At 34.4% G+C, this 22,052-nt stretch carries 13 protein-coding genes; 4 read left to right on the top strand and 9 right to left on the bottom strand.

Annotation, left to right across the window (positions count from 1 at the left end):
- Positions 1-9: 9 nt before the first annotated feature.
- Together ABID42_RS23315 and ABID42_RS23310 are read right to left on the bottom strand one after the other, a co-directional pair.
- Positions 10-1,221 carry a DUF3103 family protein gene (locus ABID42_RS23315; protein WP_367285711.1) on the bottom strand — a complete coding sequence of 404 codons (1,212 nt, stop codon included), beginning with the start codon at positions 1,219-1,221 and terminating at the stop codon, positions 10-12.
- A gap of 183 nt (positions 1,222-1,404) precedes the next feature.
- Positions 1,405-2,043 (bottom strand): lanthionine synthetase LanC family protein, encoded by a 639-nt coding sequence (locus ABID42_RS23310; RefSeq protein ID WP_367285710.1) that lies wholly within the window; start codon positions 2,041-2,043, stop codon positions 1,405-1,407.
- Between the two features lie 366 nt (positions 2,044-2,409).
- On the opposite strand from ABID42_RS23310, the gene ABID42_RS23305 reads away from it, so the two are divergent.
- Together ABID42_RS23305 and ABID42_RS23300 are read left to right on the top strand one after the other, a co-directional pair.
- Entirely contained in the window at positions 2,410-3,369 is a 960-nt protein-coding gene (locus ABID42_RS23305) for a sensor histidine kinase (RefSeq protein ID WP_367285709.1), read from the top strand.
- Between the two features lie 28 nt (positions 3,370-3,397).
- Positions 3,398-4,132: a LytR/AlgR family response regulator transcription factor gene (locus ABID42_RS23300; protein WP_367285708.1), complete on the top strand. Its 735-nt coding sequence runs from the start codon at positions 3,398-3,400 to the stop codon at positions 4,130-4,132.
- Here ABID42_RS23300 and ABID42_RS23295 read toward each other — a convergent pair.
- The gene (locus tag ABID42_RS23295) at positions 4,129-4,488 is read right to left on the bottom strand and encodes a DoxX family protein (RefSeq protein ID WP_435521492.1); all 360 of its coding nucleotides are present in this window, start codon (positions 4,486-4,488) and stop codon (positions 4,129-4,131) included. The genes ABID42_RS23300 and ABID42_RS23295 overlap by 4 nt on opposite strands.
- A gap of 164 nt (positions 4,489-4,652) precedes the next feature.
- Here ABID42_RS23295 and ubiE point away from each other — a divergent pair, with 164 nt between their 5' ends.
- The gene (ubiE, locus tag ABID42_RS23290; protein WP_367285707.1) at positions 4,653-5,375 is read left to right on the top strand and encodes a bifunctional demethylmenaquinone methyltransferase/2-methoxy-6-polyprenyl-1,4-benzoquinol methylase UbiE; all 723 of its coding nucleotides are present in this window, start codon (positions 4,653-4,655) and stop codon (positions 5,373-5,375) included.
- On the top strand, positions 5,324-6,076 hold the full coding sequence (porT, locus tag ABID42_RS23285) for a type IX secretion/gliding motility protein PorT/SprT (protein WP_367285706.1): 753 nt from the start codon (positions 5,324-5,326) through the stop codon (positions 6,074-6,076). The genes ubiE and porT overlap by 52 nt, the downstream gene beginning before the upstream one ends.
- A 65-nt stretch (positions 6,077-6,141) precedes the next feature.
- Here porT and ABID42_RS23280 read toward each other — a convergent pair whose 3' ends face one another.
- The 6 genes from ABID42_RS23280 to ABID42_RS23255 form a co-directional block, all read right to left on the bottom strand.
- Entirely contained in the window at positions 6,142-9,495 is a 3,354-nt protein-coding gene (locus tag ABID42_RS23280) for a VCBS repeat-containing protein (RefSeq protein ID WP_367285705.1), read from the bottom strand.
- A gap of 98 nt (positions 9,496-9,593) precedes the next feature.
- A complete protein-coding gene (locus ABID42_RS23275; RefSeq protein ID WP_367285704.1) occupies positions 9,594-12,911 on the bottom strand; it encodes a VCBS repeat-containing protein in 3,318 nt (1,105 codons plus the stop codon).
- Positions 12,912-12,948: 37 nt separating this feature from the next.
- A complete protein-coding gene (locus ABID42_RS23270; RefSeq protein WP_367285703.1) occupies positions 12,949-15,018 on the bottom strand; it encodes a glycoside hydrolase family 97 protein in 2,070 nt (689 codons plus the stop codon).
- A 95-nt stretch (positions 15,019-15,113) separates the two neighbouring features.
- Entirely contained in the window at positions 15,114-18,374 is a 3,261-nt protein-coding gene (locus ABID42_RS23265) for a VCBS repeat-containing protein (protein WP_367285702.1), read from the bottom strand.
- Positions 18,375-18,444: 70 nt separating this feature from the next.
- Entirely contained in the window at positions 18,445-19,584 is a 1,140-nt protein-coding gene (locus ABID42_RS23260) for a DUF4249 domain-containing protein (protein WP_367285701.1), read from the bottom strand.
- Between the two features lie 4 nt (positions 19,585-19,588).
- On the bottom strand, positions 19,589-21,985 hold the full coding sequence (locus ABID42_RS23255) for a TonB-dependent receptor (RefSeq protein WP_367285700.1): 2,397 nt from the start codon (positions 21,983-21,985) through the stop codon (positions 19,589-19,591).
- Between the last annotated feature and the right edge of the window lie 67 nt (positions 21,986-22,052).

Below are 22,052 nucleotides of genomic sequence, written 5' to 3'. Positions count from 1 at the left end.
AATTTTAAATTAATATCCTAGCTTGAAATATAAGCTATTGTTCCCAAAGGTTTTTCCACTACAGAAATCTTCTCTGTAAACTGGAAATGAACCAATCCATTCATTATCATCACTAATATTAACAGTAAATGATGAATTGAATTCAACACCTAAAAATTTACCTTTAACTGTAACAGGAAAGTTAATTAAAGTTCCTGCATCCTCTTCCCAAAGAACAAAACTAACAGCATCTCCAATTGATGACTGCCAATAAAAAAGGTAATCATTCAAATTCCACCACTTTGCGTCAACCCATGAACGATCAGGATTATGCAGGTTACCAGTCGTCTGACCAAAAATATTCACCGAATTATTACTTTGATTTGTATAAGCACAAGTCATTCTAATTTCAGGGTCTCCATTAAACCATGACTCTATTGCACTAATATTTCCAGAGTTGTAACCTAACAAATAAACACCAGTAGAGTACGGCATAGAACCCGAACATTGACCTCCTCCACTTCCACCGCCTCCACCGTTACCACCTGTGCCATCATCTAAAGATTCATCAGTACTATTTAGTGATATTGCAGAATCAAAATTATACAATAATCCTTTTTTAGCCTTAAACTCACCAGTATTTGAAATTTCTAAACGTTCATTTTGTCCAACTACTACTACAGGGTAATTAGGTGCTTTTTTTGCATCAAGCCAGTGAATATTACCCGCTTTATCAAATGCTTTTACTCTAGTAAGCTTAGTTTCGTCCTTAATTTTTGGTGTCACAACAACCAAAGGTTCAAAACTACTAGTATTCCATTTAGCAATATTAACAGGAACTGAAATATTTAATAAAGGAATTTGAGATGTTAACTCATTAAAAGGCATTGTTCTACTCGCAATATTTACTTTTTGAGCATTTTGAGCAATAATACTAGAAAATGATTTACCTGAAACAGCTTTTTCACCGATATTTTGATAAAGAACATCATAATCTCCGTCAAACTTTTTTAATGCTTCGGTTTTAATTAATGTTCTCACTGACTCCTCACCCATTGATGCTGCCAAAGCCTTGGCTACAGCCTCCAGTTTGGGGTCATAATCAACCTGCTCAATCAAAACAGGTTCAATGCTTTTTTCTTCTGGTGCGAAACTATCATTCTTATCACAAGAATACAGTAAACAAGCAATACTTACACTGAGTAAAATACTCGAAAATTTGTTGGTACTAAAATTTTTCATACTTTTGAAACGGTTTTATGTGAAACATTAAACTATTGCCCCTTCTTCGGTCTCCAAACTGTGTTGGGGCTTTTTTCTTACTCTATTAAGGCTTTTCAGATTCCGCCTCTCTTTGCAAAGATTTTTTATTAAAACTAAATACAACCGTCGTCGTATTTGGGTGCATTCTAACTAAACTATAAACTAAAGCAATATCTGCCTACTCCATTCATTTTTACCAGTTTTGTAAGTTTCTAAAACTAAATCTATGCCTTGATAACTGTCTAAAATATTATTACTATCACTTTCTTGGGTTTTATTCTCTAATAATTCTAAAGTTTTAGTTATCCAATATTCGTAGGCATCTTTATAAAAGCCTTTATCTGATAAATTGAAAAGCGTCAAGAAACACTGAGCAATTCCTGCTGTACCATGTCTGATAAAAGGGTTTCGATTAATTAATTCCAAACTTTTTCTTCGTGCAACTATTTGTCCGACTGTATCGGCAATGAATTTATTAAGGTTTTCATCAAAAGCTCTATCCGTTTTATAAAGAAGTACCAAAACTGATAAATCCCCACGGCTCCAGCTAAATTCGTTAGTGTAAGTTCGTTCACCTGTTTTTAAATTTACCTCAATTGGGAAATGAGATTGATTTGGTTGATGTGAAAACTCTACTTCTTGGATATGGGATGTTAAAATTCTTATTTCTTTTTTGAAGAAAGGTTCATTCTTTTTGCTTTCGTTCTTAAAATCTGGTTCATTCAACAAAGACAATAGGCATCCTGTTTGACCTTCTGGTAAGTAATATTTTTTTATATTTGTAATATCCGATATTTTCACAGACTAAAGCGTTACAAATTAAAGAGTGATGTTGTTAAAACTGTCTCAGTGTCAGTTAACTTACCATAATCAATTCCTTTAATGAAATTTGTTAGAACTTTTTTTCTTACTGTTAATATTTGGAGTTTATTAGCTTTCATAAATTATTTTTTATATTTTATACATGAACACTGTTTAACAAAGTTGTTTATAATGGTCATTAAAAACAAAAACAATACATCAATTAAGGTATTCTAAGTGTCAACTTTGGCTAAGTACTGACGTATGAAAAATTCTATTCAAGAAAAAAGTTTGATTATAAATGAGAAAAATGATTTTAAACACACTTTTTGGATTCATTTAATATCTTGGCTATTGTATTTAATTATGCAATTTGTCTGGAGATTTGACTCTTACACAATCTATGATATTCTTGCAGCGACATTACAAGTATGTACGTGGGCAGCACTTTTTTACTTTGGCAAACTATACCTATATCCAAAATATTTGGGTAAAAACCATTGGAAGTTAGCATTATGGTTCATCATGACTTATCCCTTCTTTCAATTGATTACGATTGGATATGCTGATTATTTAGTCGTTTTAAAAGGTGGTAATCCATTACCTCTTGAAAAATATATTAGAAGCGGGCTTTTCTGGTATTTCAATATGCTTTTTGTAGCGCTTGGCTTTACTTATTATGACCAATTAGGGGATGAAAAAAAGAAAAAATTACTCATAGAAAGTAATCTTCAAAAAGTAGAAATTGAATTAAAAAATTCTCAGCTAGAAAACTTAAAAGCTCAATTTAATCCTCATTTTCTGTTTAATTCTTTGTGGTATATATACACTCTCGTCCAAGGTGAAAATCAAAAAGCTACTAAAGCAGTTGAATTACTTTCGGACATGATGCGGTATTCTATGCAAAATCATGAAGTCGGAGAACTCGTTCCGCTAGAAAATGAATTGAATTATGTGAATAATTATATCGAATTACAACGATTAAGAAACCCAGTGATGAAACTAGACTTTCAGGTTGAAGGAGAGATTCAATCTATCAATATTTTGCCCTTAGTGTTGATTTCATTTGTTGAAAATGCCTTTAAACATGGTAAAATTGACGAAATTGAAAATCCGCTAAAGATTTATTTAAAGGTTGAAAAAAATCAATACATTGATTTTAAAGTAAACAATAAAATTTCTCTATTGGGTAAAGAGCGTTCTAGTGGCATTGGTTTAGAAAATGTAAAAAGACGATTGAGAAGTACTTATGGTACACAGCATACTTTAAAAATCGAAAAAGATAACCAATATTACCAAACTGAGTTATACATTCAAATGAAATAAGTTTTCCACAAAATAATACACAGACTCTATGATAACCTGCCTGATTGTTGACGATGAACCTTTTAGCGTTGAAGCCCTTAAAAACTATGCACTCCGTATTCCATTTTTAGAAGTAGTTTTAGCCACTACTTCTGCTGTTGAAGCTGCCATTTTAATACAAAAACAAAATATTGATTTAGTTTTTTCAGACATACACATGCCTGAACTATCGGGCTTGGAATTAGTAAAATTAATTCAAGGGAAAAGTAAAGTAATTTTTGCTACTGCATATTCAGATTATGCTTTAGAAGGTTATCAACATGACGTAATTGATTATCTAATGAAACCAATTTCGTTTGAAAAGTTTTTAAAAGCAGCCCAAAAGGCAGAAAAATTAATTGAACTTGAAAAAAGTCAAGTAATCAAAGCTCCCGAAAAAAGTATTAATACGAATAACGAAGATTTTATTTTCGTAAAAACAGAACATAAAGGAAAGTACATCAAAATAAAATTTGAGGATATTTTAATGATTGAAGGTTCTGGAAATTACGTTACAATTTATACGATTCAACAAGAGAAAATAGTAGTTTTATTGACTTTCAAATACTTGGAAGACCACTTACCCAAAACACAATTTATCAGAACTCACAAATCATACATCGTTGCCCTTCAAGCTATTTCTGGACTAGACGGCAATACAGTAATATTAGGCGACCTTTCTGTACCAATCGGTGTTACTTATCGAGAAAACATTTTGAACCATTTTTCGGGGAAAATGATTTAGAGAAGCTTTGTATAAACATAAGCCCACCAAATCAACAAAAATTGCAAGGGAATTCTTAGCCATAAAATCCATTCTGGAATTCTTGTAAATTTTCCAGAAGTAATCATAAAAATATTGGCTGGTAAAACGGCTATCAATAACAAAATTATTCCCCAAGCTGCATAAGTACGAGTTGCTGGAAAAAGTAAGGCTACTCCTAAAATCACTTCTGCCAATCCGCTCAAAAAAACCATTAATCCATGTGCAGGAATATATGGAGGCATAATTGCTAAGTAAAATTTAGGTTTTATAAAATGATTGATGCCTGCAATGGTATAAAGAAATGACATCAAGTAAAGACCAATTTGTTGTATCATCGTTGTTCTTTTTTTAGTAATAATACCAATTATTCTGAAAAGCTTTGCCTAATGATAGAAACAATATTTTCAAACAAGATGTTATTTCACGATAGTATGGTAATTTTGTAAAATTATTAAGATAGAATTATTCCGACGGACAAGGTTGTCCGTACAACAACATAATGAGCGTAGTTCCTTACAAAGAGCAAAATGCAAGCAAAAAAGAGCAGGTTGCTCAAATGTTTGATAATGTTTCACCGAAATATGATTTTTTGAATCATTTATTAAGCGGTGGTATTGATATTTTATGGCGTAAAAAGGCTGTGAAATTATTAAGAAAAGCCCAACCAAAAACGATTTTGGATATTGCCACAGGAACGGGAGATTTTGCGATTGAAGCTTTGGCTTTGAAACCAGAAAAAATCGTTGGTGTAGATATTTCAGAAGGAATGTTGAGTTTCGGTCGTGAGAAAATGAAGAAATTGGGCGTAGAATCAATCATTGAATTACAAAAAGGTGATTCTGAAAGATTGAACTTTGAAGACAATACTTTCGATGCTGTTATCGTTAGTTTTGGAGTACGAAACTTTGAGCATCTGGAAAAAGGATTAACCGATATGTGCCGTGTGATGAAAAAGGATGGTACTTGTATTGTCCTTGAATTCTCGAAGCCATCAGCATTTCCATTTAAACAGCTATATAATTTTTATTTCAAATATATCTTGCCCGTAGTTGGTAAAATTGTTTCAAAAGATACTTCTGCTTATACATATTTACACGATTCTGTACAAGCATTTCCAGATGGAAACGATTTTATTCAAGTATTCGAACGTGCAGGTTTTAACAGAACCCAATGCTTACCACTCACTTTCGGAATAAGTACTATTTACATCGGCAGAAAGTAATTCTTTCTTGTTTGTTTTTTGGCATTTGTTCTGTCGGAACTTCGATAGATGCTAATGCGCAAAATTATAATTACAAGCGAATTTATGATGAATATTACGATGATAAGCTAGTTCATTTTGGCTTTTTGTTTGGTTTTGGTTCATCAAGATTCAACGTTTATCATAGCAGTAATTTTCAAGCACCAGGCGACACTGCCATTACAATTGTTTCGCCCGGTAATTTTTCATTTCAAGTTGGTGGTTTGGTCAATTTAAAATTGAACGACCGTTTTGATTTGAAATCTGGGATTAATATTGCGCTGTATGGTCGTCAGTTGAATTATCGTTTTACGAATTCACCTGATTTTCCACCTGAGCTTCGTGAATCGACTTGGCTTGAAATACCAATTTTATTGAAGTATAAATCAATGAGAAGAGGAAATTCAAGAATGTATGTAGATGCTGGTGTAAAAATTGGATTAGAAACCAATGTTCGTAAAAATGCCAATAATACCCGAAAATTAGATACCAGAACAAGTGACCTTTCTTTAGAATACGGTATTGGTTTTGAGCAATTCTTTAAGTATTTTAAATTCACACCTGAGCTTAGGTTTTCGCATGGATTAACGAATTTGTTCATTGCCCCAAGTGTGAACAACTACGCTAGAGATATTCAAAGATTGAATGCGCATAGCGTTACTTTGTATTTGATGTTTGAATAATAGCTATAAGCTATCGGCTTTTAATCCTGAGTTATGAAATTAAATCATAACTCAGGATTTTTATTTTAATTCCTTTTCAACACCATCAATTTATCGTTATTTCTGGCAATAACCATTAAAGTTTCATTGCCTACTTTGATATTACTGATGCGTTTTGTTTGTCCTTTAATATTGATTCCATTCAATTTCGTTACTTCAAACTGGCATTTCCCTTTGTTTATCAATACTGTTCCGTAATCGGCATCGTATCTTCCCATCTGAATATTGCAGTCATAAAAATTCCCTAACATCAATACATCTGGCAATTTATCTCCATTGGCATCGATGATTTGAGCAGTGTAAAATGGCGATAATTGCGCTTTTGCTGGAAGTGATTGCAAGGTAAAATTTCCTTTGCCATCGTTTACTAAAATGGCATTATCAAAGTAATTGGCTTCAAAAACATTAGCATTTGCTAACTCGTTTTCTCCCACGATGTCCACTATACGAGCTTTGGCAAAATCCTTCGCTAAAAGAAATTTCTTTTTGGTAAATGGAAATTGTTTTTGGGTTTCGGCTTTGTTGGCAAACATTACTTCTGTTCCTCCCAAATAATAACTCAGTACTTGGTCGGTTGTGCCGTTCTTATCAAAATCACTTACATACATTCTAACAGGTTCTGTTACCGAAGCTTTGATTCTGCTATTTTGTCCGAGATTTCCAGCTAAAATGTCTAAATCACCATCACCATCAAAGTCGTAAGGCATTGCAAAATTCCACCAACCTTTTTCTTTTGTCAGCATTTTTTTGACAAATTTTCCTTGTTGATTTTCCATTTCACAGATTCCATCCCATTCTAAAGCTAAAATTAAATCTTGGTCGCCATCTTTGTCTAAATCTTGTAAAATAGCATTTTTCACCAAACCAATATTCTTCAAATCTTTGGCATACTTATCCGTTACGTCTGTAAATTTTCCTGTTCCATCATTTTGTAAAAGATATGATGACGGAATTTTTCCGTAAGAATATGGCACAGAACGACTTGTAATAAACAAATCCATTTTCCCATCTTTATTAAAATCAAGCGTTTCTATGGCAGAAGCTGATATAAAAATATTTTGAAAGGCATTTTCTTTGGCAGACAAATTTCCTTTGCCATCGTTCAAGTAAATTCTTGGTGTAAGATAATTTGATTTGCCAAAATACTCATTCCCTCCTTCTGCCACTACTAAATCAAGATGAGAATCATTATTTACATCTACCCATTTTGCATCAATTTCTTCATAAATACTATCTTTCTGAAAAACCACTTGTTTACTTTCTCTGAATTTTCCGTTCGGATTTTGTAAAAATAAACGAGGCATTGAGGTTTTTGAAGAACCTAAAAATACATCTTCTAAACCATCATGATTAATATCAGCAACTGCTAGAGCAGGACCTTCAGATGACATTTTATGAGGGATCAACGCTTCTCGCTCAAATTCATTAAAGTCATTTTCCTGATGTAAAACAGCCAAATTTAACGATTCTGCTACATCAGTAAACTGAGAAAATGGCTTCGTCTTATGTTTGAATTGCTCATAGTCAAACATTGGCAAATGCTGCTGATAAGTAAGAGAGAGAGAATCTTTATCCGTTTTTAGTTTTATTTTTTGAAACGTTCTATCTGGCCAAATCAAATAAATAGAATCTACTTCGGCTTTATTTCCTAAACCAATTGTCAATGGAATTTCCATACTTGCTTGAAAAGCTTTTACCGGAAATTTTTCATAAGAAATCGTTTCTCCATCTTTTTTGAAAACCAATACTTTTGCACCAATCGCATTCAAATTCTTTTCTGAACCTTTCAAATACAAACGAAGAAAGGTATTTTCAGGCGCATACTCATTGGCTTTATTTTCATAAACGAAAGCTTTTTCATTGATATTATTGGTGACAATATCCAAATCACCATCGTTATCTAAATCCGCATAAACAGCTCCATTTGAGTACGAATCTTGATTATTTGCAATACTTTTCTCTTTGTCTTCAAAACGCAGGTCTGATTTATTTTGAAAGAATTTATTGGGAATTTTTATTTCTGGCAATTTATCCACCAATGAAATATCACTTTCATCCATTTCTTTTCTTTCCAATTTCATCTGAATATCTTCAGCAGAAACAAAACTGATATAATCAATATCGTTCATTCGTTTCGGAATTCCATTTGAAATGAATAAATCTTTGCGACCGTCATTTTCAAAATCAAAAAACAAAGGAGACCAAGACCAATCTGTTGCGTGTACGCCCGCAAACATCGCCATTTCTGAGAAAGTACCATCCCCATTATTCAACTGCAAATTGTTTCTAGCAAATTGGTAATTGTAGCCGTAGCTTAATTTGTATTGAAAAATATTATAAGAATCTTCCCCTTCAGAACGCTTCAAAATCTCACGGTCGAAAGGTAACATATCCAAAGACATGATTTCTGGATAAATATCATTGTTAATGTCAGCAACATCAATTCCCATCGAAAACTGGCTAGTGTGCATCATCGACTTTTCAATACTTTCTAAAAAAGTACCATTTTGTTGATTGATGTACAAGTAATCATTTTCATGAAAATCGTTCCCAATATACATATCTGGATAGCCATCAAAGTTAACATCGCCAACACCAACACCCAAACCATAGCCTAAAGCGTCTCTTTTAATGCCTGTTTTTTCGGCTACTTCAATAAATTTCCCATCATCATTTCTGAAAAATTTATCGCCTGCCAAAGGATGAAAAGTGCCTTGAAAAGTACTTCTTACGCCAAAAGTACCATTTTGATGTACAGAATGATTGAGTTGAAACATATCCAAATCGCCATCCAAATCATAATCAAAAAAGGTAGCTTGTGTTCCGAAGCCTACCAAATCCAATCCGAACTCTTTCGATTTTTCTTCATAAACTGGAATACCTTCTTTGTTAATCTCTTTGCAAACAAAGAGTAAATTATGTCCTTTCAAACTTTCAAAACCACCTACTTGACTAACGTAAATATCTAATTTCCCATCTTGATTAATATCCACAACCGAAACACCATTCGACCAGCCTTTTTCTCCTTTGAAATTTGCTTTTTCAGTAATGTCTTCAAACTTCATGCCTCCACGGTTGAGGTAGATTTTATTATCTTTCAGATTAGCTGTAAAACACAAATCCACCAATCCATCATTATTAAAATCGCCAGCACCAACGCCTCCGCCATTATAAAAATACATATAAGTAAAGATATTTAAATCTTTGGTTGGCGTTAGGTCATTTGAAAAATCAATCCCTGTTTTTTCAGCATTTAATAATTCAAAAGTGTCAGGCTCTTTGGTTTTGCAGGAGGTGAAGAAGAGGAAGAGGAGGAAGATTAAATACCTCACCCCCGACCCGCAGCGACGACCGCCCTCTCCTGTTGAGAGGGGAGTCATAAAATTGAATGAATCTTCCCTCTCAACAGAGGGGTTGGGGGTGAGGTTAATTTTATTATCGTTTTTTCTCATCATTTCTATATTTAAAAATGTAGCAACTATTTGAATTTAAATATTTTAGGTACTTCATTATTCAACAAAGTTAGGAAGTTCACTTTTCCCTGAATCTTGATTGGACTGATTTGCTTTACTTCTCCATTTGTCACAAAACCGCTTTCTTGATTTGTTAATACCTTGTATTTTCCTTTGCCTTTGTTCATCAAAACATTACCACGACTAGCATCAATCATGCCCAATTGCGGAATAAAACCTGTATAATTCCCTCCCAAAATAATATCTTTCAAACCATCATTATTTACATCAAAGCATTCAATGGCATTAATACACGAAAGCTGGATTACTTCTGGTAAATTCACTAAAGTAAAATTCCCTTTTCCATCGTTAATCGCCACCGAAGATTTACAAGTTTTTACCGTTTTCACCAACGCTCCTTCTAAAACATTACTAGGAAATAAATCTTCAATCGTTTTATTGGCATATTCTGAATGTCTCAAAATTTGTTTCTTCAAGGCTGGAAATTGCTCTGCCATTTCTCTTTTCAAGAAAACTGGTTTGTCTTTCCCTTCAATACTTTTGGTCATAATTTTGTCGATAGAGCCATTATTATCAAAATCTTTTACCCAAATTTTCAAAGGAGCATCCACTGAAGCTTTCAGCGTAAAGTTTTCGCCCATGTTTCCTAAAATCAAATCATTGTCGCCGTCGTTATCAATGTCTGTTACTTTCAATGCTCCCCAAAAGCCTGTAAATTCTTCCAAACCAGTTTTTAATTTCTCTAACTTTTTCCCTTTTAAAGTAAAAATCTCTGGCGACATCCAATCTCCAACAACAATTAATTCTTTCTTTTTATCGCCATTCACATCTTCCCAATACGCATCACGAATCATTCCTAATTCGGTCAGTTCTGGATTTACTTGTTGAGCAATGTCTTTAAATTCACCTTTACCATCATTTTCATAAAAATAACTTGGTGGATTTTTTCCGTACTCCATCGCATAACTTCTACTTCCAACAAACAAATCAAGGTCACCATCATTATCAAAATCGTAAGGGGCAATCACGGCTGTATTGGTTGCATTTCTTGGAATTGCTTTTGAATTAAAGGTAAAATTGCCTTTCCCATCATTCAAGTATAATTTATCAATCAATTCTATTTCTCCAAAATGCACTTCATTTCCACCACTTCCTACGTACAAATCCAAGTCTCCATCTTTATCGGCATCAAAAAAGAGTACAGCTGTTTCTTCAAAATAAGTAAAATCATTAAATACTTTTTGAATTGATTTTTTGAAACCATTATTCGTTTGCAAATACAATTGCCCAGCTTGGTCTTTCGCTCCTGCGATATAAACATCTTCTAATCCATCACCATTTACATCACCAATAGCAGCTTTCGGTCCTTCTTTGGATAGTAAAGCAGGAAGATTTTTCTCTTGATAAAAATCAACATACTCATCTTCTTGATGTTTATCGAATGTGCTATTTACTACCTCAAAATAGCTTTTAAGAAAAATGGTTTTTGATTTTGTTTTTACGACTTGTGCGTCTTTGATTGAACAAGTAAGTAATTGGTCTGCTTTAGGATTTTTGATGATACTTTCTCGTAAATCTGCCCAAGTAATTTTTATTGAATCAATTTTAGCAACATTTCCCAAACCAAAAGTTAAATTATATTCCGTACTCGACTGAAAACCTCTTGACGGAATTACCGAACGGGTTTGTACCATTCCATTGGCAAAAACATCTGCTTTTGCGCCAATTGCAAAAGTATTTTTACCTTCTCCTTTTAAATGCAGTTTGATAAAATGACTTTTCTCCACCTTTTTGTCAGCATTGTTTTTATAGACAAAACATGGCATATTTACATTATTCACAACCAAATCTAAATCACCATCATTATCCAAATCAGCATAAGTAGCGCCGTTTGAAAACGAAGGAGTGGCCAAACCAAATTCCTCTCCCTTTTCTTCAAACTTTAAGGTTTTGGTATTATGAAAGAAGTAATTAGGAATCGGGACAGAAGGCATTTTTTGAATAATTTTATTAATATCTTCTTTCACACCACTCGCTTGCATTCCTTGAATGAGTTCATTGGCGAAGAAATCAATAAAATCTTGATCGATTACGTCATTATAAATTCCGTTGCACACATAAATATCATTATAACCGTCATTGTCAGCATCAAACATCAAAGCTCCCCAACTCCAGTCACTTCCTCCTACGCCAGCATAATTGGCGATTTCACTAAAAGTACCATCTTGATTATTGAGTTGAAGGCTGTTTTGCTGAAACTGATTATAAAAACCACGGTCTTTTTTCAGTTTAAAAACGTAATGATTATCAAATGAAGAAGTTGTTTTTAGACGGTACTCATCACGTGGAAGCATATCTGTAGTGATGATTTCTTGGAATCCGTCGTTATTAACATCAGCCATATCTGCACCCATCGAAGCCAAGCTGATGTGTTTCATACGTTGCTCAATTTCTTCTTTGAAAGTACCATTTTTCTGATTGATATAGAGGTAATCTTTCTCATAGAAATCGTTTGAAACATAAATATCTGGATAACTATCGTTGTTGGCATCACCAATGGTTACACCCAAACCAAAGCCAATTAAACTGCTATAAATTCCTGTATCTTTAGAAACATCATGAAAATGTCCATCATCATTTCGCATTAATTTATCACCGCCACCTTTCAAGAAATCTTTCACAGGCCAATCCTCCGCACGCATATCACGGTTGTTGGCATAGTTCAAAGTATTGACAGGAATAAAACTATTGTTGAGAATGTAGCAATCTAAATCGCCATCTAAATCATAGTCGAAAAAAGCGGCATGCGTAGTGTAACCACCTTCGTCTAAGCCATACTTTGCCGCAGATTCTGTAAAAGTAAGGTTACCATTATTGATAAAAAGGGCATTTTTTTGCTGTTTGGTATATTTCTTTACTCCAGCATTGCAAACATAAATATCTAACAATCCATCATGATTGATGTCAGCCATTACAACTCCAGTATTCCATTTATCAGCTTCTTCAATACCAGCTTTAGCAGAAATATCTTCAAATTTAAAATTTCCTTTGTTCAAATAAAGCTTGTTACTTCCCATGTTTGAAGTAAAAAATACATCAGGCAAACCATCGTTATTGATATCGCCAACGGCTACTCCGCCACCATTATAAAAGTTTCTATAATTGAAAATATTGAATTCCTCTGTATTTTCAATTTTATTGTTGAACGAAATCCCTGTATCTTCTTCCTTCATTAATTCAAACAAAGCATTTTTTCCCTTGTCAGAACAACCAAAACACATTGCCAGAATAGCTAAGAAAGATATTTTTTTAAAAATTTTCATTGATAAAATATTTTTGATGTGCAAATAGGTTAAAAGTTTATAATTTAAAAATGCTAACAGCACAGCCACCGCCTTTTGCCAAATTGATTTTAAGAATTGAATTACTATCAACAACTACTTTTTCGATGGTATAAACTTCTGGATTTTTTTCCCAATCAGCATTATCAGCATCACGATAAATAATTGCTTGATACTTTGTTCCTTTATCCAAAAAATCAAAATTAATTTTGGCTTTTCTGGCATTTTCGTCTGTTACTGCTCCCACAAACCAATTGTCTTTTCCTTTTTGTTTACGAGCCGTGGTAATATAATCGCCCGGTTCGGCTTCCAAAATTTTGGTATCATCCCAATCTACGGGAACATCTTTAATAAATTGTAAAGCATCGGGATGAACTTTCAAATTTTCAGGTAAATCGCCCACCATTTGCAAAGGACTATACATCGTTACGTACATCGCCAATTGTTTGGCAATTGTTGTTCTTACTCTTGTTTTACGCTCTGGAATAAATTGATTCAAGTGCATTCTGAAAAAACCCGGTGTATAATCCATTGGGCCACCCATCAATCTTGTAAAAGGCAAAATCGTTTCGTGTTCGGGTACTAAACCTAAAGTGGGAGCATTGTTAAACTCATTACCACGAGCAGCTTCATTGGCGAGCCAGTTTGGATAAGTACGGTGTAAACCCGTCGGGCGAGAAGACTCATGGGCTTCTAACATAATTTTATACTCCACTGCTTTATCAGCCACACGATTATAATGATTTACCATCCATTGACTATCATGGTGTTCGCCTCTTGGAATAATTCTTCCTACATAACCCGTTTTTACGGTATTTATTCCTTTTTCATTCAAAAACTGATAGGCTTTATCAATTCTACGTTCATAGTTAATTGCCGAACCAGAGGTTTCGTGGTGCATGATAATTTTCACTCCTCTTTGTTTAGCATAAGCCAATAATTCATCAAGGTTATAATCTGAATAAGGCGTTACGAAATCAAAAACGTCTTCTTTCCAATTACCAAACCAATCTTCCCAACCTTCGTTCCAGCCTTCTACCAAAACGCCATCAAAGCCATTATCAGCAGCGAAATCAATGTACTTTTTAACATTTTCAGTATTTGCTCCATGTTTTCCACTGGCTTTTTCCCAAGTAGCTTTTCCCACGTGCATTTCCCACCACATCCCGATAAATTTCTGTGGTTTTATCCAAGAAGTATTTTCAATTTTAGATGGTTCGTTCAAATTCAGAATGGTTTTTGAAGCCAAAATATCGGTTGCTTTATCGCTAATGACAATCGTTCTCCACGGTGTTTTGGCTGGCGTTTGTAAATAAGCTTTGTTGCCAACGGCATCGGGCGTTAAGTGCGACAACAGTTTAAAATTTTGTCTGTCGGCTTGCAAGTGCATCACTGGATAATTCACCAAAGCCGCTTCATGAATGTTTACATAAATGCCTTCTGGCGTTTTCATCATCAAAGGCGTTTGAACGAAATTATCACCGATAACCGATTTTAAAGCAATATCTTTTTCTTTATTTGAAGCTGGTAGTGCGTGAATCTCACTAAATTTTGTGGCATTGTACAAATACTCGTTGGTATCATAATCGCCCGGAATCCAAAAAGTTTTGTTGTTGCCTGCTAAATTAAATTGCGTTAATTCGTCGGCTACGATAAAATGTTTGAAGTTGGCTTGTTCAGGAAATTCATAGCGAAATCCTATGCCATCGTTAAATACTCTGAAAACTACCTGTACCAACACGTTGGAAGGATTAGCTTTCAAGTTTAGTTTTACTTCTTTGTAATGATTCGTAATAGATTTTACTTCTCCCCAAACAGGTTGCCAAGTATCAAAATGAGTGGAAGTGTCTGCCGAAACCAGACTAAAATGATTGAGTGTTAGAGCAGGTTTATTCAATTTAAAACCCAACGAAGAAGGCTTGATAATAGTGGTATTTTTGAGATGAATACCATAAGATATTTCTCCCTTTAGTGAAAGAGAAACATTTAATTTGAGGCGATTATCAGGTGATTTCACCTCGATTAATGTTTGTGCAAAGCCTACAAAAGAGGCATAAAGCACCATCAGAAATGTGCCTAAATACTTCATTGAATTAAATTTTTGATGGATAAAAATGGTTATTTTTTTTGAGCTTTGAGCTATCAGCTTTGAGCCGTGAGCTTAAATTTTAAAAAACTCAAAGCTCATAGCTCACGGCTCAAAGCCAATACTCTTACTTTTTCATTATTCACGCCGACAAACATAAACGAATCAATTATTTTAGTTTCTCGAACATCGCCACGCAGGTATATACCTGATTGTGAAACCGATACGTTTTTGAAATTAAAATTGCCTTTGTTCAACAAAACTACGCCATAATTGGCATCTACTTTACCAATTCGCAATCTAAATTTACTGTTATTGCCTGCCAATAAAATGTCTTTCTTTCCATCATGGTCGAAATCTGTTATGCCAATAGCATACACTGGTGCATATTGAGCTTGTATCGGTAATTCATGCACAACAAACTTACCTTTATTGTTCTCTAAAATAACAGTTTTCAGATTGGTAATTTCTTTTTTATGGGCTTTTTCCAATTGACTTGCCTCAAAAAAATCTTCGATACTAGCCTCAGAGAAAGTCTGATAATTCGGAAATTTTTTCTTCAAAGCTGGAATCTGTTCAGCCATTTCATCTCTTGAACAAGCTGGATACGATTTTCCTTGAATATAATAATTCAAGAAAAAATCCATCGTCCCATTTTGGTCAAAATCATCATAAATCAAACTGGCAGGTTCTGCCTCAGAAGCTCTTACTTGCGTATTTGTTCCCAGATTTCCCAGTACCAAATCTTCGTCACCATCATTATCCAAATCTGCTTTTTCGATTCTATAATTCCAACCCGATGCTACACCCATGCTACTTTGTGTAAACTTGAATTGCTTGTTATTTTTCAATAAAATTGGCGACATCCACTCTCCTACTACAACAATTTCTTCAAAACCATCTTTGTCGGTATCCAAAACTGTTGCGTCTGTCACTAAGCCCAAAACACCTAAAGATACTTTGGTAAAATTGGCTTTACCGTCATTTTTCAAAAGGAAACTTTCTTCTTCCAACGGAAATCTGTTGGGCTGAATATGTCCGCCAACGAATAAATCTACGTCTCCATCTTTGTCAAAATCTCCTGCTTTTACGCAAGAACTATTGACTTTATCTTGGAGCAAAGTACTTCTTTTGAAATTTCCTTTGCCATCGTTTAGCCACAATTCATCGTTTTGTTCTTCAAATTGAGCGTTGGAATAATTACCATTCACGATGTACAAATCAGGAAATTTATCACCGTTAAAATCTGCAATTACTGCATCTTGATTGAATTTTGGCGAATTATTGGGTAACTCTTTTTTGCTAAAACTTCCATTAGCGTTTTGCAAGAAAAAAGCTCCTACTTGTTCTTTTGTACCACAAATAAATACATCATTTTTGCCGTCGGCATTCACATCGCCAACCGCCATTCTTGGCCCAGTGTATGAGTAATGCGTCGGCAACATTACTTGTCTGTCGAAATTATTAACGGGATTTATGCTTGGTAAAAATGCTGGTAAAGGCATTTCTGTCATCAACGTTGGTAATACTTTGGCTTCAGAATTGGTAGAAATATTGGCATTTTTTTCTTCCAAAACCAAGGTTTTATTCAACGTAGGAGTATTGATTTTCTGTGATTTTCCACTTGCCCAAACGATACTTACTTCCACAGTTTTGGTATTTTCGGGTAAACCAAAAATCAAATCTGTCACTGCACTGGATTGAAAACCATGTGTTGAAGTAATTTCTTGTACTTGTACATTATCAGCCGAACGAAGTCTTACTTTTGCCCCAATGCCAAAAGGATTTTGTGCATTTCCTTTTACATGAATTTTTAAAAAATGTGTATTCGGATTTTCTTCAATACGCTTATTTTGATAAATATGAGCCGTTTCGTTTAAATTATTCGTGATGATTTCTAAATCGCCATCATTATCCAAATCGGCATAAATTGCCCCACTCGAAACCGTAGGCGTATCAAAACCCCAGTTTACTTGTTCGTTAGAAAAGGTTAAATCGTGCTTATTTCTAAAAATATAATTCTTCGTTTGGCTGGTTGGCATTTGTTTTAAATGTTCCAACATGGGTTTCTGAACACCACTTTCTTCTTGCTCGCTAAAGTATTTTATAAAATCGGCATTAGTATAATCTCGTCCCAAACCATTACTTACGAAAATATCTTTGTAGCCATCCAAATCAAAATCCGCCAAAAGTGTTCCCCAACTCCAATCTGTATTCGACACGCCAGCTAATTGTCCAACTTCTGCAAAAGCTCCATTTCCCAAGTTCATCTGCAACATATTTCGCATATTTTCATGCCAAAAACCATTTTGCAATTGTGCTTGATAGGTATTCCAGCTATCCGACCAAAGCAAAAGTTTTTGTCGGGCATTGTCTTCTGGCAACATATCTAAAGTAAAAATATCGGGCAGTTCATCATTGTTCACATCGGCAATATCAATGCCCATTGCCGAGTAAGAAGTATGTTCAATTCTATCTCGCAATTCGTCTTTGAAAGTACCATTTTTCTGATTGATGTACAGATAATCGTCCTCTACATAATCGTTGGTAACATAAATATCAGGATAGCCATCTTGATTGATGTCGGAAACAGAAACGCCCAAGCCAAAACCCAAAGGATTGCCTTTGATGCCTGCCGCAACTGAAACGTCCACAAAATGCGGTTCACTTTTTCCATCAGCGTCATTTCTGAAAAGTTTATCACCTGCATTATAATCAAGTGAGGCACGCATCACAGCGGCTTCTTTGCGTTGGTAGCCACCAAGATTGTGGTTGATAAGAAAGCAATCTAAATCGCCATCCAAATCATAATCTAAAAAAGTAGCTTGAGTGGAGTAACCCGAGTCGTCCAAGCCATAAGCTTGAGCCTTTTCGGTAAAAGTAAGATCATGATTATTGATAAAAAGCTGATTTTTGCGAAATTCAGGTTTTCTTTTACCAGAGTAACAAACATAAATATCTAACCATCCATCGGCGTTGATGTCAACAATACTTACGCCTGTTTTCCAAGCGTCTTTTCGTCCTGCTACGCCTGCTTTGGTGGTAATATCTTCAAAATTAAGTTTGCTTTCTTTAGTAATATTCAGGTATAATTTATTTTCGACCTGATTGCCCGTGAAGTATAAATCTGTTAAACCATCATTGTTAAAATCGCCAGCCGCAACGCCACCGCCATTATAAAAATACTCGTAATTCAGAATGTTTTCTTGTTCTGATTCTTTTACTTGATTGGCAAATGTTATCCCTATTTCTTCTGAATTTACTTTTTCAAAAAGTGTTTTATCTTGCTTGCAAGCATCGAAAAACAATAGGAATAGACATCCTATCATCAAGGAATATATAGTTTCTTTTTTGTTCATTTCAAATGGTCAATGTATCCCAAAATTAATCTATTTTAAGCTACTTATCTTTATGCAACTTAGAAAAGCTTTATTCTCTAAAGTCTTCAGGTTCTTTTTTTGTCCTATATTTCCCTTCAGTACAGTAAGCTTTAGGTCCACTAATTGCACCGGGTGGAGCAGGAATTACTCTACCGGGATAAACCACTAAAACAGGTGAATAGCCGTCTGAGCCAATTTGTCTATCCACATAAATCAGTTTTTCTTGTGAACCAAATACTTCAAAAGCTCCAAGTATTTTTTCATTGCTGTCGGATAAGGAAAAAATATTTGGACTAAACTGTGTTTCGGCTGGCACGTCAAAAAGAGTTCCTGAGCCTTGTGTTACATCTTTGATACTCCGAAAATAGCGAAACATTTTTTCAGAAATAGCTCTTTGTTCAACTTTCAAGTAATATAGACTTTTATTATTATAAGGTACTCTTGTAATAGGCAAATTGGTAATTTGTTGCCCATTCAACAATTTATCAGACAAGATATTGTAGGTTGAATTAAAGGAAATATCAAAACAATTTTCATTACAACCGTAATTGATAAGTTCAGGAAAAGTTTGTCCTTGTGGAAAATTTATCTCAACACTACATTTTCCTAAAGCATAATCATAGCCACGCTCGCAACTGGCACAAAAAACTGTACGCTCATAATGTGTCCATTTCCATTCATAGTATTCATCTGGTTCTGGTGAATCTTTAAAATCAAGTGTGACATCAAAACCAACACTTCTGGCATCCGTTAAAGGATAATTATCTTTTACATTAAATTTATAATTTACAGCATCAATTGCTGGAGCAGCTTTCAATTTTTCAGGGCTTGATTCGTACTTTTTACCATTCGGCAAACTAATATGTAAAGTATAAGTATTTCCAACTATTCCTTGAAAATTATCAGGCGTATAATAAATACCATTTACACCTTCAGTAAGTAGAATACTTGCTCCTTTATCGTCGGTAATCAATACTTGTGCATTGTAAATTGGCTTATTTTCTACATTAATACTGATGCTTGGCGACGAAGACGAAAGTATTACTTTGTGTGGTCCTTTTTGATTAGAAAGAGTTGCTTCAACCGTCAAGAAAGAAGCACTATCAATTTGCTCAAAATCTCTGATTTCAGTAATACAAGACCAGAGTCCTGTTGAAAACAAGATGATATATAAGATAAAACGCTTCATAAAATCATTTGAATTTAAAATTATAAGCCAACGACACCAAAGGACTTGCAAACACACTTAATTGATAAACTTTAGTTCCTTCTTTGCCATTCGTAAAATATACGGAGTAAGGATTAGAGCGTCCGTAAATATTATATACCGTAAAAATCCAACTTCCCTCCCATCTTTTGTCTTTCATACTTGGATTGGTGATAGTCCAAGAAAAATCCAAACGATGATAATCTGGAATTCTATCATTATTTCTACTTAAATACAGCGGTAATTGTTGTCCATTAAGTGTGTAAGTACCAGCAGGCGACGAAAAAGGACGTCCTGTATTATAGGCAAAAATGAATGAAAAACTGTTGTGCTTGTCGGGCGTGGCATTAAACACAACATTGATGGTGTGCGGTTTATCATAGTTGGAAGGATACCAATTTCCACCATTAATTCGCTGTTCTGGATATGCTCCAGTCGTTTGTACAAACGACCTTGCATAAGTATAACTAAGCCAGCCTGTTACTTCGCCTTTCTTTTTTGAAATCATCAATTCAGCTCCATAAGAGCGTCCTCTTCCTTTCAAAAGTTGGGTTTCTAAGGTTTCGTTCAACTGTAGATTCGCTCCTGAAACATAATCTACTACATTTCTGGTATCACGGAAGTACGTTTCTAAAGAAGCTTCCCAAACGTTGTCATTCCAAGTTTTGAAATAGCCCAAAGAAGTAAAATCGCTTACTTGTGGTGATACATTTTCGTCAGCAATTTTCCAGCGAGCCGTCGGCAAAGGCGTGGTATTATTAGAAATTAAATGCAAAAACTGCTGCATTCTGTTATAACCAAATTTCAAACTTGTTGTCGGATTGAAAACATACAACATCGTTAGTCTTGGCTCAAAACCTCCATAAGTTTTAGCAACACCATTTTTCAATTCCGAAGAAATTAAGGAGCTTGAAGATTTTGGTTCTCCATCCAAATACTTTCTTACTTGAATTGGTCCGAGATTCAAAAACTGAGTATAACGTAAACCATATTGAATAGTCAACTTTTCATTCAATTTATACTCGTCGTCGGCATGAAGTGCTAACTCAAGCGCTTGTTCTTGTTCTAATTCAACTTTTGAGATTTTTGAAACAATATCTCTATTCAAACTACCTGGACTTAAATCATATCGAACAGCACTGATTCCAACATTGGTTTTGTGCTTTTCATTAAAAGCATAATCCAGACTTGCCTGCAAGTTTTGATATTGAATACTATTTTTTAAATCAATTCTATTGACAGAATCGGGCGACTCAGTACGAGTTTTGTATCGACTGAATGCCGCAACCATTTCAAAACTGGCTTTTGGGCTGATGTAACGATTCCATTTTAAGGAAGTATTCAAATGACCATAATTAAAGTCGGATTGTTTGGCAACTACATTTTCTAAACTAAATAATGAATCGACCCGATAAAAATCATGGCTTATGTAGGTCATCAAAGAAATAGTGTTGGCTTTGTTCGGCTTGTAAAATATTTTGGTAGCTACATCATAAAAATTTGCTCTTGTGTTTTTCATATTATCTGGTGCAAGAGCCTTAAACCAAAAATCATTAAAAGAAGCACGCCCAACTGCTAAAATCGAAAGTTTGTCTTTAATGATTGGAACATCTAATAATAATCTATTTGAAATTGGGCCAATTCCACCTTCTAATTTGAATTTTTCAAGACTTGGGTCAAGCATTTTAATATCTAAAACCGAAGCAGTTCTTCCTCCAAAACGAGCAGGTACTCCTCCTTTGTATAGCTCAAGTTCACGAATACCATCTGAAGCAAAAATAGAAAATAAGCCAAAAAGATGCGTTGGATTGAAAATTGGCGTATCGTCGATAAAGATTAAATTTTGGTCAACTGCTCCACCACGAACATTCAAACCGTTTGCGCCTTCGCCAACCGACGAAACGCCGGGTAATGTTTGAAGGCTTCGTAAAATATCCACTTCGCCCATCATAGCAGGAATTTTCTTAATTCCTTTGATACTCAATAATGATACGCCTAATGAAGGTGTAAGAATAGTTTTGCGAGTAGATACGCTTGAAACGATTACTTCTTCCAACTGTTTTGTAACATCTTGAAGTGCTACATCTACAACAGTATTCTTATTTAACTTAATATACAATCGGAAAGGTTTGTAACCAACATAAGAAACCTTCAAAACATATTCATCTTGCGGAATACGAATAAGATAATTACCAAGTGAATCGCTTGTGATGCCAGATTTTTTAAAATCAATCCCAATAGAAGCACCAACTAATGGTTTCCCTGTCAAAGCATCAATCACATTCCCACTTATTGAAAATACTTTTTTTTGGGTAAATCCTACATTTGAGATAAGTAGAAAAGCCAATAAACCTAAGTAAAATTTACGTTTTACGTGTATCATAACTTATCAAAAATCATAGGTTTTAAAATGTTGATTACTTGTCTTTACTAAGTAATAAAGAATGCTG

Source organism: Arcicella rosea (genome assembly GCF_040543805.1).
Taxonomy (GTDB): domain Bacteria; phylum Bacteroidota; class Bacteroidia; order Cytophagales; family Spirosomataceae; genus Arcicella; species Arcicella rosea.
This window is presented reverse-complemented; position numbering and strand designations above follow the sequence as displayed.

Coding starts and splice junctions, on each gene's coding strand:
- ABID42_RS23315 (WP_367285711.1), bottom strand. CDS start 1,221: ATGAAAAATTTTAGTACCAACAAATTTTCGAGTATTTTACTCAGTGTA.
- ABID42_RS23305 (WP_367285709.1), top strand. CDS start 2,410: ATGCAATTTGTCTGGAGATTTGACTCTTACACAATCTATGATATTCTT.
- ABID42_RS23300 (WP_367285708.1), top strand. CDS start 3,398: ATGATAACCTGCCTGATTGTTGACGATGAACCTTTTAGCGTTGAAGCC.
- ABID42_RS23295 (WP_435521492.1), bottom strand. CDS start 4,488: ATGATACAACAAATTGGTCTTTACTTGATGTCATTTCTTTATACCATT.
- ubiE (WP_367285707.1), top strand. CDS start 4,653: ATGAGCGTAGTTCCTTACAAAGAGCAAAATGCAAGCAAAAAAGAGCAG.
- porT (WP_367285706.1), top strand. CDS start 5,324: ATGCTTACCACTCACTTTCGGAATAAGTACTATTTACATCGGCAGAAA.
- ABID42_RS23280 (WP_367285705.1), bottom strand. CDS start 9,495: ATGACTCCCCTCTCAACAGGAGAGGGCGGTCGTCGCTGCGGGTCGGGG.
- ABID42_RS23275 (WP_367285704.1), bottom strand. CDS start 12,911: ATGAAAATTTTTAAAAAAATATCTTTCTTAGCTATTCTGGCAATGTGT.
- ABID42_RS23270 (WP_367285703.1), bottom strand. CDS start 15,018: ATGAAGTATTTAGGCACATTTCTGATGGTGCTTTATGCCTCTTTTGTA.
- ABID42_RS23265 (WP_367285702.1), bottom strand. CDS start 18,374: ATGAACAAAAAAGAAACTATATATTCCTTGATGATAGGATGTCTATTC.
- ABID42_RS23260 (WP_367285701.1), bottom strand. CDS start 19,584: ATGAAGCGTTTTATCTTATATATCATCTTGTTTTCAACAGGACTCTGG.
- ABID42_RS23255 (WP_367285700.1), bottom strand. CDS start 21,985: ATGATACACGTAAAACGTAAATTTTACTTAGGTTTATTGGCTTTTCTA.